Annotated in this window: 17 protein-coding genes; 7 read left to right on the top strand and 10 right to left on the bottom strand. The window is 73.5% G+C overall.

The window, feature by feature from the left end; genetic code table 11:
• Nucleotides 1-27: 27 nt before the first annotated feature.
• From BLV76_RS05345 to BLV76_RS05360, 4 genes are all read left to right on the top strand, one after another.
• Complete coding sequence (locus BLV76_RS05345) at nucleotides 28-822, top strand: nucleoside/nucleotide kinase family protein (protein WP_090968202.1); 795 nt, start codon at nucleotides 28-30, stop codon at nucleotides 820-822.
• A gap of 10 nt (nucleotides 823-832) precedes the next feature.
• A complete protein-coding gene (locus BLV76_RS05350; RefSeq protein ID WP_175539585.1) occupies nucleotides 833-1,339 on the top strand; it encodes a DUF1648 domain-containing protein in 507 nt (168 codons plus the stop codon).
• A gap of 101 nt (nucleotides 1,340-1,440) precedes the next feature.
• Nucleotides 1,441-1,740 carry a hypothetical protein gene (locus BLV76_RS22430; RefSeq protein ID WP_090968204.1) on the top strand — a complete coding sequence of 100 codons (300 nt, stop codon included), beginning with the start codon at nucleotides 1,441-1,443 and terminating at the stop codon, nucleotides 1,738-1,740.
• Nucleotides 1,737-2,750 (top strand): SPFH domain-containing protein, encoded by a 1,014-nt coding sequence (locus BLV76_RS05360; protein WP_090968205.1) that lies wholly within the window; start codon nucleotides 1,737-1,739, stop codon nucleotides 2,748-2,750. The genes BLV76_RS22430 and BLV76_RS05360 overlap by 4 nt, the downstream gene beginning before the upstream one ends.
• 8 nt (nucleotides 2,751-2,758) lie before the next feature.
• Here BLV76_RS05360 and BLV76_RS05365 read toward each other — a convergent pair whose 3' ends face one another.
• The 6 genes from BLV76_RS05365 to BLV76_RS05390 form a co-directional block, all read right to left on the bottom strand.
• Nucleotides 2,759-3,514 (bottom strand): sucrase ferredoxin, encoded by a 756-nt coding sequence (locus tag BLV76_RS05365; protein ID WP_090968206.1) that lies wholly within the window; start codon nucleotides 3,512-3,514, stop codon nucleotides 2,759-2,761.
• Nucleotides 3,515-3,543: 29 nt separating this feature from the next.
• Nucleotides 3,544-4,605, bottom strand: a complete 1,062-nt coding sequence (locus BLV76_RS05370; RefSeq protein ID WP_090968207.1) for a hypothetical protein — start codon at nucleotides 4,603-4,605, stop codon at nucleotides 3,544-3,546.
• A gap of 69 nt (nucleotides 4,606-4,674) precedes the next feature.
• The gene (locus BLV76_RS05375) at nucleotides 4,675-7,626 is read right to left on the bottom strand and encodes a helix-turn-helix transcriptional regulator (protein WP_175539586.1); all 2,952 of its coding nucleotides are present in this window, start codon (nucleotides 7,624-7,626) and stop codon (nucleotides 4,675-4,677) included.
• A 347-nt stretch (nucleotides 7,627-7,973) separates the two neighbouring features.
• Nucleotides 7,974-9,146, bottom strand: a complete 1,173-nt coding sequence (gene hutI / locus BLV76_RS05380) for an imidazolonepropionase (RefSeq protein ID WP_090968209.1) — start codon at nucleotides 9,144-9,146, stop codon at nucleotides 7,974-7,976.
• On the bottom strand, nucleotides 9,143-10,471 hold the full coding sequence (locus BLV76_RS05385; RefSeq protein ID WP_090968210.1) for a formimidoylglutamate deiminase: 1,329 nt from the start codon (nucleotides 10,469-10,471) through the stop codon (nucleotides 9,143-9,145). The genes hutI and BLV76_RS05385 overlap by 4 nt, the downstream gene beginning before the upstream one ends.
• Nucleotides 10,468-11,667: an allantoate amidohydrolase gene (locus BLV76_RS05390; RefSeq protein ID WP_217630268.1), complete on the bottom strand. Its 1,200-nt coding sequence runs from the start codon at nucleotides 11,665-11,667 to the stop codon at nucleotides 10,468-10,470. Before BLV76_RS05390 ends, BLV76_RS05385 begins: the two co-directional genes overlap by 4 nt.
• A 335-nt stretch (nucleotides 11,668-12,002) precedes the next feature.
• Between BLV76_RS05390 and BLV76_RS05395 the strand changes: the two genes are divergently transcribed.
• The 3 genes from BLV76_RS05395 to BLV76_RS05405 are packed head-to-tail and all read left to right on the top strand — an operon-like array spanning nucleotide 12,003 to nucleotide 15,444.
• Nucleotides 12,003-12,617 carry a nitroreductase family protein gene (locus BLV76_RS05395; RefSeq protein ID WP_090968211.1) on the top strand — a complete coding sequence of 205 codons (615 nt, stop codon included), beginning with the start codon at nucleotides 12,003-12,005 and terminating at the stop codon, nucleotides 12,615-12,617.
• Nucleotides 12,614-13,972, top strand: a complete 1,359-nt coding sequence (locus BLV76_RS05400; RefSeq protein WP_090968212.1) for a M20/M25/M40 family metallo-hydrolase — start codon at nucleotides 12,614-12,616, stop codon at nucleotides 13,970-13,972. The genes BLV76_RS05395 and BLV76_RS05400 overlap by 4 nt, the downstream gene beginning before the upstream one ends.
• On the top strand, nucleotides 13,969-15,444 hold the full coding sequence (locus BLV76_RS05405; protein WP_090968213.1) for an MFS transporter: 1,476 nt from the start codon (nucleotides 13,969-13,971) through the stop codon (nucleotides 15,442-15,444). The genes BLV76_RS05400 and BLV76_RS05405 overlap by 4 nt, the downstream gene beginning before the upstream one ends.
• Nucleotides 15,445-15,488: 44 nt before the next feature.
• Here BLV76_RS05405 and BLV76_RS05410 read toward each other — a convergent pair whose 3' ends face one another.
• From BLV76_RS05410 to BLV76_RS05425, 4 genes are all read right to left on the bottom strand, one after another.
• Nucleotides 15,489-16,124 carry a maleylpyruvate isomerase family mycothiol-dependent enzyme gene (locus BLV76_RS05410; protein WP_090968214.1) on the bottom strand — a complete coding sequence of 212 codons (636 nt, stop codon included), beginning with the start codon at nucleotides 16,122-16,124 and terminating at the stop codon, nucleotides 15,489-15,491.
• Between the two features lie 32 nt (nucleotides 16,125-16,156).
• Nucleotides 16,157-16,831, bottom strand: coding sequence for a maleylpyruvate isomerase family mycothiol-dependent enzyme (locus BLV76_RS05415; protein WP_090968215.1), 675 nt, complete (start codon nucleotides 16,829-16,831; stop codon nucleotides 16,157-16,159).
• A gap of 17 nt (nucleotides 16,832-16,848) precedes the next feature.
• The gene (locus BLV76_RS05420) at nucleotides 16,849-17,100 is read right to left on the bottom strand and encodes a PspC domain-containing protein (protein ID WP_090972357.1); all 252 of its coding nucleotides are present in this window, start codon (nucleotides 17,098-17,100) and stop codon (nucleotides 16,849-16,851) included.
• Between the two features lie 88 nt (nucleotides 17,101-17,188).
• Nucleotides 17,189-18,070: a crotonase/enoyl-CoA hydratase family protein gene (locus tag BLV76_RS05425; RefSeq protein ID WP_090968216.1), complete on the bottom strand. Its 882-nt coding sequence runs from the start codon at nucleotides 18,068-18,070 to the stop codon at nucleotides 17,189-17,191.
• Nucleotides 18,071-18,084: the final 14 nt, after the last annotated feature.

Genomic DNA, 18,084 nt, shown 5'->3' on the forward strand with positions numbered 1-18,084 from the left:
GGTTGCAGCGTCCGACAGGATGGGGTCATGCAGTCACCGTTGCGACACGGCAAGGCAGCCATCGGTACGACGATCGCCGGCGGCGCGCTGGCCGCGCTGTCCCAGGCGCCCGAGCGGGCCTCGCGGCTCCTCCGCCACCGGTACCCGACGGTCGCCGTCACCGGGATGACCGGCGTCGGCAAGACCCGCCTCGCGGACCGGCTCTCGCGGCGCGCGAGCAGCCAGGCCTCGGTCGACGCCGGGGCCGACGTGGGCTCGGCGACCATGGAGCGGCGCACGCGTCGCAACGCGCGGTTGCGCGGCTACCGGTTCCGGGTGGTGCCGGGCGAGAACGCCGCGACCCGGCTCGGCGCGCTCGACGAGGTGTTCCACGACGAGCCGGTGGACGGCGTGCTGCACGTGGTCGCCAACGGCTACGCCACGCCGCGTCGTACGGCCGGCACCACCGGCGCTGCTGTCGCCACGCGCGAGCAGCAGCTCGCCGCCGAGCTCGAGGACTGGTCGATCACCGCGCACCGGGTCGCGAGCATGGCCGTGCGCCGCGAGCGCCCGACGTGGCTGGTGATCGCGGTGACGAAGGCGGACCTGTTCGCCGACGACCTCGAGGCGGCGGTGCGCTACTACTCCCCCGGCAGCGGCTCGCCCTTCGGCGACAAGCTCGACGAGCTGCGCGCCCTCGCCGGCGGCGCCAAGCTGTCGATCGACGTGCTGCCGGTGTGCGCGGAGGGCGGCGGGAAGAAGTCGGCGATGCCCGACAAGGCCGCCGCCGAGCTCCTCAACCGCCTCGAGCTGCGCATCGCCCAGCTCTGCGGCCACGTCTGAGGCGCTGCCGGTGCGGCGCGGCAGGCGGGCACTCCTCGTCACCACGGCGGCGTACGTCGTGGCGCTGGCGTGGTCGGCCGCGGTGCTGCCGGAGCGGGTGCCCTCGCACTTCGACGGCAGTGGTCGCGTCGACGCGTGGTCGTCCCGCGGCTCGCTGGTCCTGCTCTGGGTCGTGGTCGGCCTCGTCGTCGTGGTCGGCATCCCGGTGCTGACCCGGCTCGCCCTCCGCGGCGACGGGACGTGGGTCAACCTGCCCCGGGCGACGAAGGACCACTGGTTCGCACCATCTCGCAGGGACGAGTTCCGGGCGCGGTTCCAGGACGACATGGAGGGCTTCGTCGCGCTCACCACGGTCCTGCTCGTGGTCGTGATGGGGCTGACGACGTGGGTGGGCGCCGCCGGTCGGGACGGCGTGCCGTGGTGGGTCTTCGCCGTCGTGGTCGGCGCCTACCTCGTCGCCACGGCGCTCTGGGTGGTGCGGCTGCTGAGGGCGTACGCACCGCCCCGTGACGCCTGAGCCCACCCCCGCGGGCGGAGCCGGTCCAGACCGGGACGCGAGGTAGTTCACAGATTCACGACTTCTGGTTTCGACGTCGTTCACCGGGGCACAAGGTCGGCATGAGGCCGATCGCGATCAACCAGCGGGCACTGCGCGGTGCCAAGGAGGAGCTCGACTCCGCGCGTGAGGCCCTGCTGGCCGCGCTGGGCGACATCGACCACCCCGCCGACGACTTCCCGTGGCGCGACCTCGTCGTCGAGGGCGTGCGCAGCCTCGTCGACGACGCGGAGCAGGTGGCCAAGCGCTGCCGCAACATCGCCGGTGCGATCGACGACTCGATCGTCGACTTCGACGAGCTCGACGTGATGGTCGGGCAGGCCGCCACCATCGCGGCGTCGCTCGACGAGGTGCGGTCGTGACCAAGGTCGTCGTCGACCGGATCGAGGTCCAGCAGGACGGTCTCCAGTTCGGCGACCCGATCGGGTGCGGCTACCACTGGACCGAGCCCGACACGATCGATGCCTACGGCGACTCCGTCCGTCGGCTTGCCACCAAGGTCGAGCTCGCCGTCGACGGCTTCGAGCGCACCGCGTCGACCTCGGAGGACGTGTTCGCCGGCGAGGCCGCCGACACGCTGCGCGACCGCGCGGCCAAGCGCCACGAGGAGTCCGCCTCCGTGCGCGACAACCTCCGCGGCCTGGGCCGTGCCATCAACACCTACTCCGACGTCCTGCGTCGCCACCGCGAGGGCCTCGAGCAGCTCCGCGACTTCGCCGTCTCGGTCGGTCTCGACGTCCGCGGCAACCAGATCTGGCCGCCGATCGAGACCCTCCCGGGCGACTCCACCCAGAAGCAGGCCGACGCCTGGGAGGCCGACTGGAAGGCCTACAAGGAGTGCTTCGAGACCAAGATCGCGCTGCGTGACGCGCGACGCGCCAGCACGAAGGACCTGGTCAGGGCGCTGGCCGACTACGCCGGGGTCCACCCCGACAAGGACAAGCAGAAGTTCGTCGCCGCCGGCGGCAAGCAGGTGAAGTTCGGCGACCTGCGCCGCGAGGCGGCCGAGGAGGCGATGGAGGCGGTCGAGGCCAACGACGCCGCCGACGCCGCGCGGGCGACGGTCACCGCCCTCAAGGGCCGCGAGCAGAAGGCGCTCGGCGACCTCGAGGACCTCGCGATGGCCGACGCCCCGGCCGACCAGATCAAGGCGCAGGCCGACAAGGTCGCCGCCATCCACCGCGAGCTCGTCGAGGCGCGCTCCGAGGCCCGCGAGGCCGAGGCCACCGCCCAGCGCGAGCAGGCCCAGGCCAACCGCGCGGCCCGCAACCTCGAGGCCGCCGAGGAGGGTCGCCCCCGCATCGTCTCGGAGGTCCGGCCGGTGCCCCAGGCGTCGATCGAGCCGGTGAACCTCAAGGACCGCTTGGGCTGAGGTCGGAGTCAGTGGACCTCGTAGACCGTCGTCCCCTTGACCTTGGTGTCGCCGCAGGACTGGCGACGGATCGGGCCGGGGAGGGCGACCACCTCGGCGTCCGGCGAGCCGCCGGCGCGCACGTGGAGCTCGCGGACCTGCTCGACACCGGGGCGGCCCGCCCGCCCGCGGGTCAGCCCCTCGGGGAGCTCACCACCGAGGACGGCCCGGCAGGCGTCGAGCGCCGAGCCGGTGTCGAGCCGACCCAGGGCCACCCCGCTCGGCAGGGCGAGCAGCGTGCCGGAGAACCGGTGGCCGCCGAGGTGGGTGGTCTCCCACGTGCCCTCGGGCCATTCGCGCGCGAGCAGCCCGGCGATCGGCCGGCCGATCTCGGCGCAGCAGCGGTCGCGCTTGCCGTTGGTGCAGACCAGCCAGAGCGGGGAGTCGTGGGCCGGCAGCGCGTCGAGGTCGAGCCCGACCAGGTTTTCGGGCCGGTCGAGCAGCGTCGCGCGGACGTCGTACCCCTCGGGCGTGGCGGTGGCCCGGAAGACGTGCGTGCCCGGGCCGCCGCTGCCGTCGGGCCGGCGGAGCAGGAAGACCTTGAGGTCGAGCGAGGCGAGGTGGTCGCGGACCGACTCGGGCAGCCGGTTGTCCCTGAGCGCGTCCCTGCCCCACGGGCCGGGTGCCTCGACGAGCAGGACCTCGGCGTCGGTGGGTGCCGTGCCGACGATCGGCTCGTCGTCGTCGGCGCTGGCGAAGGAGCACCGGAAGTCAGCCTCGGGCATGCGAGGAGTCTGACGGACGGGTCCGCGGGTCAGTAGCGCTGGCCCTGCCAGAGCAGGCCGGCGGCGGCGTTCTCGGCCGGGTTGCAGTAGCCGCCGTAGGTGCGCTCGGCGCCGGTCGTGACCAGGAAGGTGGCGCAGTCGGCGGCGTGCTCGAGCGGCGCCCAGTCGGGCTGCATCGGCGGGGTCGGGCCGCTCGGGTTGTCGTCCGGCACGAAGACCGCCGCGGCCGCCTTCTCCTGGCGTGCCCAGCCGGCGCGCGTGGCGCCCCAGTTGGTGAACTGCCGGTAGTGCGCGCACTCGTGGATCGCGACGGCCATCTTGGACGCCTCCGACTCCCAGGTGACGGCGTTGATCTCCTCCACCTGCACCGCGATGCCGTACTGGAAGGAGAAGGCCGCGTCGCGGACCGTCGTGATCGTGCCGGTGGGGTCGAGGGTGACGCTCGCCTGCGGGCAGAGGTTGGCGATCGGGGCGTAGAAGCGCGCCTGGTCGCCGGTGTACATCGCCTGGTTGTCGAACTGCACGGTGATCGGGCCCGAGGTGGTGCTGCGCCGCGCCTTGCGCGGGCCCTGCTTGATCTTCTTGGTCTTGAAGCGGTAGTCCACCGACTGCACCGGGACCCCGGGTGTCACCGTGTAGGGCGGGAGGCTCGCCGTGACGAGCCCCTTGCGGCTGATCTTGCCCTTGGCGCCGGAGACCTTCGTCCACTTCCCGCCGTCGACGCGGGCCTGCACGAACACCTTCTTCGGCAGGATCGGCTTGGTGCCGCGGTAGGTCTTCCACGCGGCGCTGAAGGTGACCCCGCTGCCGGAGCCGCGGATGGCGGAGGTGAAGCCGAAGCCGTCGATCCGGTTGTACTTCTTCGGCCAGAAGGCGAAGAGCGGACGGCGGTACGACGCGCTCGCCGCGGCACGGCCGACGTCGGGCGTGCCGAGGACCGGCGCGACGAGGGGCGGGACGTCCTGACCCTCGGCGGCGGACGTGACCGCCGCTCGACGAGGGGTCGGCTCGGCGCCGGCGGGAGCGGTCGCGAGGGTGGATCCCATCGCTGCGGCCACGAGGGCGACGGTCAGGCGGCGGCGAGCATTCATCGGGCACTCCGTGGTTCGAGGTCGGGCAGTGCTGGTCCACCTACCCCGGCCCCGGGCGCGGCAAACGGCTCAGGCGTCGAGGAGGCCTCGACGGCGGGCGACCGCAGCCGCCTCCGTGCGGGACGCGGCGTCGAGCTTGGCGAGGATGTTGGAGACGTGGACCGAGACGGTCTTGGTGCTGATGAAGAGCTGCTTGCCGATCTCGCCGTTGGAGCGCCCCTCGGCGACGAGCGCGAGGATCTCCGCCTCGCGCGGGGTGAGGACGGCCGTCTCGGCCGACGCGGCGGCCGGCGAGGGCGCCGAGCCCTGGGCGGTCAGCTCGGCGAGGAGTGAGGTGGAGTGCATCGCGTGGGCGGCCTCGCGCGCCCGGTCGGCCACCACCCGGGCACCGGCCGCGTCGCCGGTCGCCCGCAGCACGCCGGCGAGCCGTACTCGCGCCTGGGCGACCTCCGGGACGGAGCCGTAGGCGAGCGAGGTCTCCTCGGCTGCGCGCCACGCGTCGACGAGCTCCTCGGCGGTGGGCGGCTGGACCTGCGCGAGCCAGCGCCAGCGCAGGTGCTCGGCAGCGCGACGGGCGACCCACATCCGGTACTCCGGGCCGTGGCTGCCGTCGTAGGGCGCGTAGAAGTCGATGACCCGGCCACCGTCGGCGACGAGCCGCTCGACGTCGACGGCGGCGGACTCCCGCTCGTCGGCGGACTGGCGCGCGGCTGCGGCGGCGAAGGCGCTGATCGCGATGGTCGACAAGCGGAGCCGGGCCTGGAACCACTCGTGCCAGAGCGGCACGACGGCGGCCACCACGTCGTCGTAGATCGCCAGCGCGCCAGCCCCGTCGCCGGCGGCGACGGCCCGCATCAGCTCGGCGCTGCCGGCCGAGATCGCGGTGAGGCCGTCGGTGCCCCAGTAGTCGCGGAGCCGCTCGAGCGCCTTCGCGTGGCTCTCGCCACGGATGCCGATGGTGATGAGCATCTGGTGGGCGAAGAAGAGCCACTCGTAGACCATGGGCGGGTTCTGGCCGCTCACGTCGAGCAGCTCCCACGCCTCGTCGAGCTTGCCCTGGTGGGTCAGCACCACGGCGAGCAGGAGGCGCGACTCGGCAGGGAACGGCGACCAGACCAGGCCGCCGACCTCGCTCCGCTCGATGACCTCGCCGTAGACCTCGACGGCGGCCTCGAGGTCGCCGTCGTCGTGGTGGAAGCGACCGAGCATGTAGAGCGCGCGCAGCTCGGCGTCGATGAGGCCGGCCCGGCGGGCGCGGTCCGCGGCGGCCCGCCACCCCGGGCCCGGGCTGCTGCTGTCGTCGGCCTCGAGGCCCGCGAGGGTCGTGTGGAGCTCCACGGCGAGGCTGGTGAGGTCGTTGCGCTCGGCGATCTCGAGGGCCTCCACCGCCAGGGCGCGAGCCTCGTCGGCCCGCCAGCTGCCGAGGCCGCGGGAGCGGACGAAGAGCGCCTGGGCGAGCAGCTTGGGCGGGCCACCTCGCAGCAGCTCGATCGCCTCCGCGGCGATCTCGGTGGGGTCGTCGGCGGTGTCGGTGAGCAGCAGCGCCGTGGCCAGCGCCGTGAGCAGCTGGCCACGGTCGATGGCCGCGCCGTCGGCGGGCAGGGTCGCGAGCCGGGCCCGCAGGACCTTCACCGCCTTCGGCACCCGCCCGGCCGCGATCAGCGCCTCGGCGCAGCGCCGCGTCAGCGCGTGGGCGTCGACGTCGTCGAAGGGCGTGCGCGCGGTGTCGATGAGCTCGAGCGCGTCGAGGAAGTGGGTCGCGGCCTCCGACGGACCGCCGACGGCGAGGGCCTCCTCGCCGGCCTCGATGGAGGCGTGCACGGCGACCGGCCGGTCGTCGGCGCGGCGGGCGTGCTGGGCCAGCTCGGCAGCGGTGCCGACCGCACGGCCCTCCCCCAGCGCGGACACGAAGTCGGCGTGGAGCCGCACCCGCTCGCCCGGCAGGAGGTCGTCGTAGACCGCCTCGCCGAGCAGGGCGTGGCGGAAGGCGTAGGTCCCGCCGCGGGACGCGACGAGCACGTGCGCCTCGACCGCGGTGCGCAGCGCCGCCTCGAGCTCGGTCGCGTCGAGGTCGGAGACCGCGGAGAGCAGGCCGTGGCTGACCTGTCGCCCGGCGACCGACACCAGGCGCACGACCCGGCGGGTGGTCTCGTCGAGGCGGTCGAGGTGCACGAGCAGCACGTCGGCGAGCTCGCCGGGCACCTGGCCCGACCACGTCGCGCCGACGAGCTCCTCGATGAAGAAGGGGTTGCCCTCGGCGCGGTCGACGATGGAGACGTATTCCGCCTCGGACATCGTCGAGGGGTGCAGCGCGCGGACGAGGCGGCGCACGTCGTCGTCGGCGAGCGGCTCGAGCTGGAGCCGGTCGACGCCGCGCAGCCGGCTCCACTCCGCGACCTGGCGGCGGAGCGGGTGGCGGCGGTGGAGGTCGTCGGCGCGGTAGGACACGACCAGCGCGACACCCGGGAGCGGGCGGGAGAAGAGGAAGCTCAGCATGTCGCGCGTGGACTCGTCGGCCCAGTGGGTGTCCTCGACGACGAGGAGGAGCGGCGCCTGCTGGGCGACGGCGGAGAGGAGGTCGCCGAACGCGTCGTAGACGTTGCCGCGGTCGAGGGCCTGGTCGCCCGACGCGGTCTCGCTGCTGCGGATGCGTCGCCCGGGCTGGAGCCGGGCGAGCGTGGGGTGCTGCTCGAGGACGCGCGCGGCGACGTCGGGCACGTCGGACATCAGCCGGCCGAGGACCTCGGAGAAGGGGAGGTAGGGCAGGGAGCTGTCGGCGAGGTCGAGGCAGTGGCCCGCGACGACCTGCCAGTCGGCGGCGAGCGCCTCGTCGCGCAGGGCCATGAGCAGGCGGGTCTTGCCGACGCCCGCGTCGCCGGCGACGAGCATCGCGCGGACCGTCGGGTCGAGCAGGTCCCCCTGCCCGCGACCTGCTCCGGACGTGCGAATGCCGAGCTGGGCGGTGAGTTGCTCCAGCTCGGCATCGCGTCCGATGAGATCGGTGGTCCGCAGGGCCGGCACGGACGACATTGTGTCCTGCCCGACCGACACTGACGGGTCGATCGCGGTGCGGGTCACTTCTGGGTGTCGGTGGCGCGCACCCGGATCCAGCGGCGCGGGGCGTAGTCCCGGCGCACCTTGTCCTGGCGGTAGCGGATCTCGGCACCCAGGAAGCTGTCGGTGGTGAACATGTCCTTCTCCTCTTCGTCGCGGCCCTTCCTGGGCCGTGAGAAGAGAGTCCGTCCATGAGGTAGCCCCGGACATCGGGCGCGTGCCCTATCTCCGCGTGCCGGGGTACCTCAGACGAGGTGCTGTACGGCGTACGACACCCGTCTGAGGTAGCCCGGGGCGGGGTGGTCCAGTGCGGACTACCCCACGACGGGACGGCCGGCCTGCCAGACCCCGGCCACGAGCGGGACGCCAGGGCGGTAGGCGAGGTGGACGTGGGACGGGGCGTCGAGGAGGACGAGGTCGGCGGCCTTGCCGGGGGCGAGCACGCCGACGTCGTCGCGGTCGAGCGCCGCGGCACCCGTCGCGGTCGCCGCGTGGAGCGCCTCGGCGGGGCTCATCCGCATCTCCCGGACGGCGAGCGCGATGCAGAGTGCCATCGACGACGTGAAGCACGAGCCCGGGTTGCAGTCGCTCGCGAGGGCCACGCGCACGCCGGCGTCGATCAGCCCGCGGGCGTCGGGGTAGGGCTGGCGGGTGGAGAACTCGACGCCGGGCAGGAGGGTCGCGATCGTCCCTGAGTCCCGGAGGGACTCGACGTCCAGCGGGCTCAGGAAGGTGCAGTGGTCGACCGCCGCGAGGCCCAGCTCACAGGCGAGCTGCACGCCCTTGCCGTACGTCAGCTGGTTGGCGTGGAGCCGCCCGCGCAGGCCGCTGTCGGCCCCCGCCGCCAGGATGGCGCGTGCCTGGTCGACGTCGAAGGCGCCGTCCTCGCAGAACACGTCGATCCACCGGGCGTGCGGTGCGGCCGCCGCGAGCATGGGGCCGGTGACGAGCGCGACGTAGTCCTCGGGGGTGGTGCCGGCGGGGACGACGTGGGCGCCGAGGAACGTGGTCTCGTCGGTGAACTGGGCGGCCACCGCGAGACTGCGTGCCTCGTCGAGGACCGACAACCCGTAGCCGCTCTTGATCTCCAGCGAGGTGGTGCCCTGGGCCCGCATCTCGGCGACGAGCCGGGCGACGTGCGACGTGAGCTGTTCGTCGGTGGCGGCACGGGTCCTCGCGACCGTGGTGCGGATGCCGCCCGCGGTGTAGGGCTCGCCGGTCATCCGCGCCTCGAACTCGGCGCTCCGGTCGCCCGCGAAGACGAGGTGGCTGTGGGAGTCGACGAAGCCGGGGATCACCGCTCGCCCGCCGGCGTCGACCTGCACGTCGGCGTCGGGCGCCTCGGCGGCCGGGCCCACCCAGGCGACGCGGCTGCCCTCGATCACGACGGCGGCGTCGGTGACCAGGCCGAGGAGCCCACCCTGCTGCGCGCGCGCCGGGTCGTTGGTGACCAGCTCGCCGATGCCGGTGATGACGGTGGTGCTCATCTGCCCTCCCAGGTGCGACTGATGACGTCGTCGAGCTCGCGGCCGATCTCGGCGCGGTCGCCGTCCTGCACGATCCAGCGGCCGTCGGCCATGACTCGGCGTACGTCCTCGGCCGCGGCCGCGAAGACGACGGTGCTCTCGTCACGGCCGGTGCCGGCGGTGCGCGCGCTGGCGGGGTCGAGGACGACGAGGTCGGCGCGCAGGCCGACCGCGATCGCGCCCGCGTCGGGGAAGCCGAGCGACAGGTGGCCGTGGCTCGTCCCCGCGGTCAGCAGCTCGGCGGCGGTCCAGTGGCCACGCTGCTGCGTCGCCAGCCTCTCGTCGAGCTCGAGCGCACGCATCTCCTCGAACGGGTCGATGACCGCGTGGCTGTCCGAGCCGAGCGTCAGCGCAGCGCCGGCGTCGTGGAGCGCCCGCGACGGGCCGATGCCGTCACCGAGGTCGCGCTCGGTGGTGGGGCAGAACGACGCGAACGCCTCGGCCTGCCCGATCAGCGCGATGTCGTCCGGCACGAGGTGGGTGGCGTGGACGACGCTGGTCATCGGTCCGAGCACCCCGGCGTCGGCGAGCAGCCGCGTCGGGGTGACGCCGTGGGCCTCCCGGCAGGCGTCGTTCTCCGCGACCTGCTCGGAGAGGTGGACGTGCACCGGCACGCCGCCCTGTGCGTCGTCGACGTACTCCCCGAGGACGCGCAGCGCGTCTGGCGGGACTGCGCGCACGGAGTGGGCGGCGAGGCCGACCTGGACCCCGGGGTCGGGGATGCCGTGGAGCGGCTCCACCCGCTGGAGCCACGCGTCGACCGAGCCGTCGGAGTAGCGCCCCTGCGCGCCCTGCGGCGGAGCCCCGAAGGCCGAGGAGAGGTAGAGCGTGTCGAGCAGCGTGATCCGGATGCCCGCCTCCCGTGCCGCGTGGACCAGCGCCAGCCCCATCTCGTTGGGGTCGTCGTAGGGCGTGCCGTCGGGCTGGTGGTGGAGGTAGTGGAACTCCCCGACGGCGGTGATCCCGGCGGCGGCCATCTCGCGGTACGTCGCCCGCGCGAGGGCGAGGTAGGTCTCCGGGTCGAGCCGGGCGGCGACGTCGTACATCTGGTCGCGCCAGGTCCAGAACGTGCCGCGCTCGCGCTGGGTGCGGCCGCGCAGCGCGCGGTGGAAGGCGTGGCTGTGGGTGTTGGCCAGGCCCGGGACGACGAGGCCGCGCACCGGGATTGCCCGCCTCGGGTCGGCGTCGGGGGTGACGGACGTGAAGCGGCCGTCCTCGACCTCGACGAGGACGTCGTCGCGCACCGCACCGCCGACCCAGGCGCGCTCGAGGAGGTACGCCGTCATGCGCTGTCCCCGGTGCCATCCAGCTCGGCCAGCACGTCGGCGAGCGCCTCGACGCCGGCCAGGCAGTCGGGCACCTCGGCGTGCTCCTCGGGCGAGTGCGAGACGCCGGTCGGGTTGCGGACGAAGACCATCGCGGTCGGGATGCCCGCGTCGGAGAGGATCCCGGCGTCGTGGCCCGCCTGGGTCGGGATGACGGGCCAGTCGCCGATCCGGGCGAGGCGAGCGGCGAGGTCGGCGTCGAAGGCGACCGAGCCCGAGACCGACTCGGCGGTGAGCGTCAACGAGGTGCCGTCCCGCTCCGCGCGGTCGGTCGCCTGGCGCCCGATCGCATCGACCAGCTCGGCGAGGGCCTCGTCGGAGGAGGCGCGCGCGTCGAGCCAGGCGGTGACCAGCGCGGGCACGGCGTTGGTGCCGTTGGGCTCGACGGCGATCCGGCCGAAGGTGGCGCGCTGTCCGGCGAGGCGAGCCTGCTTGTTGGCCGCGAGCGCGGTCATCGCGTAGGTCAGCATCGGGTCGTGGCGATCCTCCATGCGCGTGGTGCCGGCGTGGTTGGCCTGGCCGGAGAAGTCGAAGCGCCACCGGCCGTGCGGCCAGATCTCGCTCGCGAGGCCGACGGCGACGTCACGGTCGACGAGGTCGCGGCCCTGCTCGACGTGGAGCTCGACGAAGGTGCCCACGCGGGACAGGTCCACGAGTCCGCGCGAGGGATCGAGCCCCGCCCCGGAGATCGCGTCGGCGAGGAAGACGCCGTCGCGGTCGCGCAGCTCCTTGGCCTGGTCCCACGTCGTCGCACCGGTGGCGAGCCGCGAGCCGAGGCACGCGCGACCGAAGCGTGAGCCCTCCTCCTCGACGAACACCCCGACCCCGATCGGTCGCCCCGGCTCGAAGCCGCGCGCCCGGAGGGTGTCGATCGCCGCGAGGGCGGAGACCACGCCCAGCGGACCGTCGTACGCCCCACCGTCCAGGACGCTGTCGAGGTGCGAGCCCGTGAGGACGCCGTCGTCCCCGGCTCCCCACCACGCGACCTGGTTGCCGATGCCGTCGGTCTCGACCGTGAGTCCACGAGCGGCGCACTGCTCCGCGAACCACGCCCGCAGCTCGGACTCGGCCGAGGCCCACGGCTGGCGGTTGTAGCCGCCCGAGGATGCCGAGCGCCCGACCGGCGCCAGGTCGCGCCACATCCCCTCGAAGCCCATGGCGCCAGTCCATCGGGTGCGGCCACACCGGTCAACGAGCCGGGTCGGCGAGGCGTCTCGGATCTGAGACGTGCTGTCTGGCGCCTCCGCTTCGCTCCGGCGCGTGTCCGCGGCGCCGGAGGCCCGCTCGTGCCTCCTCGTTGCCGCGCCGCTCCCCCGCAACGCTTCACCCCACGAGCTTCTGACTCCTCCGCTCCGCTCCCCCGTCACAAGCGCGCGGGGACCCCAAGCGCCGCTCCTCCGCGACACAGCCCTCGTCGTTACTTCACGGGCGCGCCGCGGACGAAACCCCTCACAGCGGTCCTCCGGGTCGTCACTGGTGAGAACCTGCACGCATGGAGTTCCAGGAGGTCGTCCGCCGCCGCCGCATGGTCCGCCGCTACGCCGACGAGCCGGTCGACCCGGCCGTCGTCGACCGGATGCTCGAGCACGCGCAGCGCGCGCCCAACGCGGGCTTCACGCAGGGGTGGGCGTTCCTGGTGCTGGACACCCCCGAGGACGTCGCGCGGTTCTGGGAGTCGACCGGCGCCGACCCCGACACCCACAACGCCTGGCTCGACGGGATGCGCACCGCACCCGTCGTGATCGTGCCGCTGGCGAGCAAGGACGCCTACCTCGAGAGGTACGCCGAGGAGGACAAGGGCTGGACCGACCGTCGCGACGACCGGTGGCCGGTCCCCTACTGGTACGTCGACACCGGGATGGCGGCTCTCCTCATCCTCCAGACGGCCGTCGACGAGGGGCTCGGTGCCTGCTTCTTCGGCATCCCCGCGCAGCACACCGACTCGTTCCGCGAGGCCTTCGCGATCCCGGCCGACCACAAGCCGGTCGGCGCGATCACGGTCGGCCACCGGGTCGCCGACAGCGGCGCCCAGGGGTCACCGTCGCGCCGTGAGCGGCGTACGAATGTGGTCCACCGGGGGCGATGGGGCACTACGGTCACCCCATGACCGACCGCCCGACGCCCCGCGTGGTCTCCGCCCTGCAGGCGCTCGTCCGCATCCCGACCGTCTCCGACCGAGACCCGTCGCGGGTCGACGCCGACGCGTTCGACCGGCTGCTGACGGAGCTCGCGACGCAGTTCCCGCTGCTCCACGAGCGGCTCGACCTGACGCGGGTCGGGTCGCACGGCCTCCTCTTCCGCTGGGCCGGCGCGAGCAGCGAGCGCCCGGTCGTGCTGATGGCGCACCTCGACGTCGTACCCGTCGACGGCGAGGCGCCGTGGCAGCACGACCCGTTCGGCGGCGAGATCCACGACTCCGAGGTCGGGCCGGCGATCTGGGGCCGCGGGACCCTGGACGACAAGGGTTGCGTGGCCGGGATCTGCGAGGCCGTCGAATCGTTGCTCGAGGCCGGGCACGTGCCCGCGCAGGACGTGTGGCTGTCGTTCGGCTGCGACGAGGAGGTCAGTGGCACTGCTGCCCCCGAGGCCGTCGAGGTGCTGCGCGAGCGCGGCGTCACGCCGTGGCTGGTGCTCGACGAGGGCGGCGCGATCGCAGGCGGCGCCTTCCCCGGCGTGAAGGCGCCGCTCGGCGTGATCGGCGTGACCGAGAAGGGCACGACGTCGCTGGAGCTGGTGGCCGAGGGACGCGGGGGTCACGCCTCCACCCCGGCCCGCAACGGCCCGACCGCGCGACTCGCCCGCGCGATCCTCGACGTCGAGAAGGCGCCGTTCCCCGCGTCGGCCCCGGCGCCGACCCTGGAGCTGATGCGCCGGCTCGCGCCGCACGTCCCGCTCCCCCTGCGCCCGGTCCTCAAGCCGCTCCTCGGCAACGCCGACAGGCTCGCGCCCGTGGTCACCCGCGCGCTGCTCGCCGCCGGCCCGGAGGCGGCCGCCATGACGCGTACGACCGTCGCGACCACCACGCTCAGCGGCTCGCCCGCCCTCAACGTGATCGCCTCGACCGCGAAGGCGGGGCTCAACATCCGGGTGATGGTGGGCGACACCGTGGCGGGCGTGGTCGAGCACGTGCGCAAGGCAGTGGGTGACGACTCGATCCGGATCGACGTCGTCGAGTCGGGCGAACCGTCGCCGATCTCGCCGATGGACGAGCCCTTCGAGCTGCTCGAGGCCTGCATCACCGCGGTCTTCCCGGAAGCCGTGCCGGCGCCCTACGTGATGATGGCGGCCACCGACTCGCGGCACTTCACCGCGATCAGCGAGCACGTCTACCGCTTCGCCCCGTTCCGGATGACCAAGGCCCAGCGCCAGGCGATCCACTCCTACGACGAGCACATCGGCGTCGCCGACCTCGTCGACGGAGCCCGCTGGTACGCCCTGCTGATCGAGAGGCTCCCCGCATGAGCGCCACGTCCCCGGCCCCGGTCGCGCAGTCCGCGGTCAAGGGTCTCGCCGCGATCGTCGGCTTCCTGGTGCTGGTGGAGTTCGCCAGCGGCATCCTGCAGGGCTACTACACGCCGATCTACCCGCAGATCGCCGAGCACCTGTCGATCCACGAGGGCGACATCAACTGGTTCGAGGCCGCGCAGCTGATCGTCAGCGCGCTCTGCATCCCGCTGCTCGCGCGGCTCGGCGACCTGATCGGGCACAAGAAGGTGCTGCTGATCTCGACCGCGGTCACGGCCGTCGGCTCGTGGTGGCTGGCGTTCGCGCCCGGCTTCACCACCTTCCTCGTCGGCTGGGCGATCCAGGGTGCGTACGTCGTCTGGCTCCCGCTGGAGATCGCGATCATCCACCGCCGGACGAGGTCGTCCGGCCGCCAGGAGCTGCTGACCCGGCGCGGTGCCGCGATCCTCGTCGGCTCCCTCGAGCTGGCCGTGATCATCGGCGCGCTGACCAGCGGCCTGCTCGTCGACTCCCTCGACATGAACGTCCTGCTCGCCATGCCCGCCGTCGTCGTCACGGCCGTCTTCTTCGTGATCCTGGCCGGCATCGAGCAGGCGCCCGGAGACGACACCGGCGGCGGCATCGACTCCACCGGGCTCGCGCTCGTCACGGTCGCGCTCGGCGTGCTGATGGGCGGACTGGTCTGGCTCCGCCTCGACGGCGGCGGCAGCCTGCTCGGCTGGCTGACGATCGTGGTCTCGTTCGGCGTCTTCGTGGCCTTCTGGCGCTTCGAGGCCCGCCACCCCGAACCGATCGTGGACGTGAAGCTGTTCTCCAGCTCCGCCCAGTGGCCGGTGCAGCTGACCGCCTTCCTCTTCGGCGTGCCGGTCCTCGGCGGCCAGATCCCGCTGTCCACCTACGCCCAGGCCGACCCGGCCGTCCGCGGCTACGGCCTCGGAGCGGACTCGGCCTTCATCTCGACGCTCATCGGGTTGTACGTCGTCACGCTGGCGATCGGCGCCTTCACCCTCCCGCTCACGACGCGGCTGCTGGGCGGCGTACGTCGCGCCCTCGTCGTCGCCTGTTGCCTCGTCGGCGTCGGCTACCTGCTGTGGCTGCCGTTCCACGACCACACCTGGCAGGCCCTCATCAACATGGGCATCGCCGGCCTCGGCTCGGGCGCGCTCGTCGCGGCCCTGCCTGCCGCCGCGGCCGCCGCCGCACCGCCCGAGCGCACCGGCATCGCGACCGGCATGACCAACGGCACCAAGACCGTCGGCGGTGCCATCGCCTCCGCGATCTTCGCCATCGCGCTCACCGCCACCGGCTCCCTCGACGCCACCGCCGAGAAGGTCGCCCCGCTCAGCGGCTACCTCACCGTCTGGGCCGTCTGCGCCGGCGCGTCCTTCCTCGCCGCCCTCGCGCTGCTGGCTGCGCCGAAGCACGCGTTCAGCGACACGCCCGCCTCCTCCGGAGTGATCCCCGGCTGACCGGGGATCACTGAACATGTCGGCCCGTGCAAGGCCTGACATGTTCAGGAAGAGCCTGACAACCCCTGCTCCAGCCGGCCGATCCCCGGCCCGGACAGGTCCCCGAGCGCCTGACCCCGACCGGAGACGACCATCAGGAGCGAGACCAGCGGTCCGCTGACCTCGACGCCGTCGCCGTACGACAGGTCCGCATCGGTCGCGACCAGGCGCAGCCCGGCGACGCGCTGCTTGCCGCCGCCGAGCCCGACCGAGGTCCGGAGCTGGTGGGCGAGAGCCCGCTCGACGGTCTCCGACGGGTAGTCGCGGACGAGGCCGAGCGGGCGGCGGACGTCCTCGCCGTGCACGACCTCCTCGACCAGCCGGCTGTCGAGCGGCGCGGGCGGGGTCGTCGTACGCCCCACCACCTCGCGCAGCCGACCGAGCGTCTCGGCGGGCGTCGCTCCCTTCCACCGCGCGACGCCCTGGTCGTTCTGCCGGTCGAAGTCGAAGCGCGCCCGGGCCATCGCGAGCACGATCCCGATCCGGGTCGTGCGGGCGTTGTCGACGAGGTGGGCCGCCACGTCGTGGACGGTCCAGCCGCCGCACCACGAGGGCGCCTCCCACTGCTCGTCGGTCAACCCGGCCAGGTCGTCGGCCAGCGCCTCGCGCTCGGCGCGCACCAGCTCCCACACGTCGGTCATGGCGCCACCCTGTCAGCCGACCCCGACAGTGCTCAGGGAGTGACCGGCCCCGCGAGCAGCTCGGCGGTCCTCGGGTCGAGGTCGGCGGTGGGCGCGCGGTGCCAGAGCAGGCGCAGCAGGACCTCGGCACGGTCGCGTACGACCTGCGCACCCCGCCCGGTGCCGAGCAGCACGTCAGCGTCGACGTCCGTGGGCGCGAGCAGGACGGCCATCGGGAGTGGCGCGATGCGGCCGAGCCGCACCTGACGGGGATACATCACCTCGACGACCTCGAGCACGCCGTCCCACGCCAGCGCGGGATCGATCGGCGAGACCGCGCCGAGCGCCTCCTCCGCGTCCCACGTGTGCATCACCGTCTCGTGCACCTGGCGCCGTCGCCAGAAGCCGGCCGTGCGGTCGTTCTTGTCGAGGGTCCACGCGGGCGCCTCGGGAGGGATCGCGGCCAGCACGTCGACCAGGTCGGACGCGTGGCGCCGGTACCACGCCGCGAGGTCCGACCCGGGCGGCACCGGCTCGGCCTCGAACTCGGGGTTGCCGTCGACGACCGCGTGGGCGGCCCACTGGTGGACGCCACCGAGGTGGTCGACCAGGTCGTGGAGGCTCCACTCCGGGCACCACGAGATCCGGGCAGCCGGGTCGGCGCCGTCGATGACCGCAGCGAAGCGGTCGGTGCTCCGGCGCAGGAGCGTCAGCCAGTCGTGCGTCATGCAGCAGAACCTAGAGGTCAGCGCGCGAGGTGCGGCGAGTTGGCCGCGGCGACGAGACTGGTCTGGCTCGGCATCACGAACCAGAGGATCGGGTAGACCAGGAACTGGCTGCCGGGGATGACGACGAGGCTGATCAGGAAGAGCAGCCGGGTCACCCACGGGCCCAGGCCGAGGCGGCGGCCGACGCCGGCGCACACACCACCGAGGATCCCTCGGTCGGCGGAGCGGACGAGGCCCTGACGGGCGAAGAAGGCACGAATGTTGTCCATGCCTCCAGCGTGCGCGACGACCGGTCGCCACACCATCCGGATCGACCCCGGACCGACCCCGGCCCGACCCCGAGAGCCGGGCGTCGGCTCACCCCGGGAACAGTCGCGGGACGTCGGTGGCGCTGGAGGTGAAGTGGGGCGGCCGCTTCTCGAGGAAGGCCGCGACGCCCTCCTTCCCGTCGCCGATCGAGGAGTAGAACATCGCCAGCGAGTCGGACAGGTGCGCCTCGAGCGGGCTCGCCGCCGCGACGTTGCGGTAGAGCAGGCTCTTGGCCATCGCCAGCGCGGCGGGCGAGCGGTCCACCACGAACGAGCGGGCGAGCTCCTGCGCGGTCACCACGAGCTCCAAGGGCTCGTGCAGCGAGCGCACCAGACCGCCCTCGAGCGCAGCCCCGGCGGTCAGGATCTCGGCGGAGTAGACCCACTCCAGCGCCTGCTGGAGCCCGACGAGGCGGGGCAGGAACCACGACGAGCACGCCTCGGGCACGATCCCGAGCCGACCGAAGACGAAGCCGATGCGGGCCGTCGTGGCGGCCAGCCGGAGGTCCATGCCGAGGGTCATCGTCGCGCCGATGCCGACCGCGGCGCCGTTGATCGCGGCGATCACCGGCTTCGGCAGGGCGTGGATCGCGAGGGTGACCCGGCCGCCCGTGTCGCGGATCCCGTCGGCGTACGCCGGGTCGTCGAAGCGCTCGCGCAGGCTCTCGGGCGTGGGCGCCAGCGACTCGTCCAGGCCGAAGACGTTGCCCTCGGCGGACAGGTCCATCCCCGCGCAGAAGGCTCGCCCGCGACCCGTGACCACGACGGCACGCACGTCGTCGTGCCGCGCGTCGACGAGGAAGAACTCCTCCAGCTCGCGCGCCATCGTGAGGTCGAAGGCGTTGAGGGCGTCGGGGCGGTCGAGGGTCAGCGTGCAGACCCCGTCGGCGTCGAGGTCGATCGCGAGGGTCTCGAAGCGGCGTGGGGACATGCCGGGCACGATAG

The sequence above is a fragment of the Nocardioides exalbidus genome (assembly GCF_900105585.1).
Classification (GTDB): Bacteria; Actinomycetota; Actinomycetes; order Propionibacteriales; family Nocardioidaceae; genus Nocardioides; species Nocardioides exalbidus.

Excerpts from the sequence above, each read along its gene's own strand:
- BLV76_RS05345 (WP_090968202.1), top strand. The coding sequence starts at position 28 with ATGCAGTCACCGTTGCGACACGGCAAGGCAGCCATCGGTACGACGATC.
- BLV76_RS22430 (WP_090968204.1), top strand. The coding sequence starts at position 1,441 with ATGAGGCCGATCGCGATCAACCAGCGGGCACTGCGCGGTGCCAAGGAG.
- BLV76_RS05365 (WP_090968206.1), bottom strand. The coding sequence starts at position 3,514 with ATGCCCGAGGCTGACTTCCGGTGCTCCTTCGCCAGCGCCGACGACGAC.
- BLV76_RS05370 (WP_090968207.1), bottom strand. The coding sequence starts at position 4,605 with ATGAATGCTCGCCGCCGCCTGACCGTCGCCCTCGTGGCCGCAGCGATG.
- hutI (WP_090968209.1), bottom strand. The coding sequence starts at position 9,146 with ATGAGCACCACCGTCATCACCGGCATCGGCGAGCTGGTCACCAACGAC.
- BLV76_RS05385 (WP_090968210.1), bottom strand. The coding sequence starts at position 10,471 with ATGACGGCGTACCTCCTCGAGCGCGCCTGGGTCGGCGGTGCGGTGCGC.
- BLV76_RS05390 (WP_217630268.1), bottom strand. The coding sequence starts at position 11,667 with ATGGGCTTCGAGGGGATGTGGCGCGACCTGGCGCCGGTCGGGCGCTCG.
- BLV76_RS05395 (WP_090968211.1), top strand. The coding sequence starts at position 12,003 with ATGGAGTTCCAGGAGGTCGTCCGCCGCCGCCGCATGGTCCGCCGCTAC.
- BLV76_RS05400 (WP_090968212.1), top strand. The coding sequence starts at position 12,614 with ATGACCGACCGCCCGACGCCCCGCGTGGTCTCCGCCCTGCAGGCGCTC.
- BLV76_RS05405 (WP_090968213.1), top strand. The coding sequence starts at position 13,969 with ATGAGCGCCACGTCCCCGGCCCCGGTCGCGCAGTCCGCGGTCAAGGGT.
- BLV76_RS05410 (WP_090968214.1), bottom strand. The coding sequence starts at position 16,124 with ATGACCGACGTGTGGGAGCTGGTGCGCGCCGAGCGCGAGGCGCTGGCC.
- BLV76_RS05415 (WP_090968215.1), bottom strand. The coding sequence starts at position 16,831 with ATGACGCACGACTGGCTGACGCTCCTGCGCCGGAGCACCGACCGCTTC.
- BLV76_RS05420 (WP_090972357.1), bottom strand. The coding sequence starts at position 17,100 with ATGGACAACATTCGTGCCTTCTTCGCCCGTCAGGGCCTCGTCCGCTCC.
- BLV76_RS05425 (WP_090968216.1), bottom strand. The coding sequence starts at position 18,070 with ATGTCCCCACGCCGCTTCGAGACCCTCGCGATCGACCTCGACGCCGAC.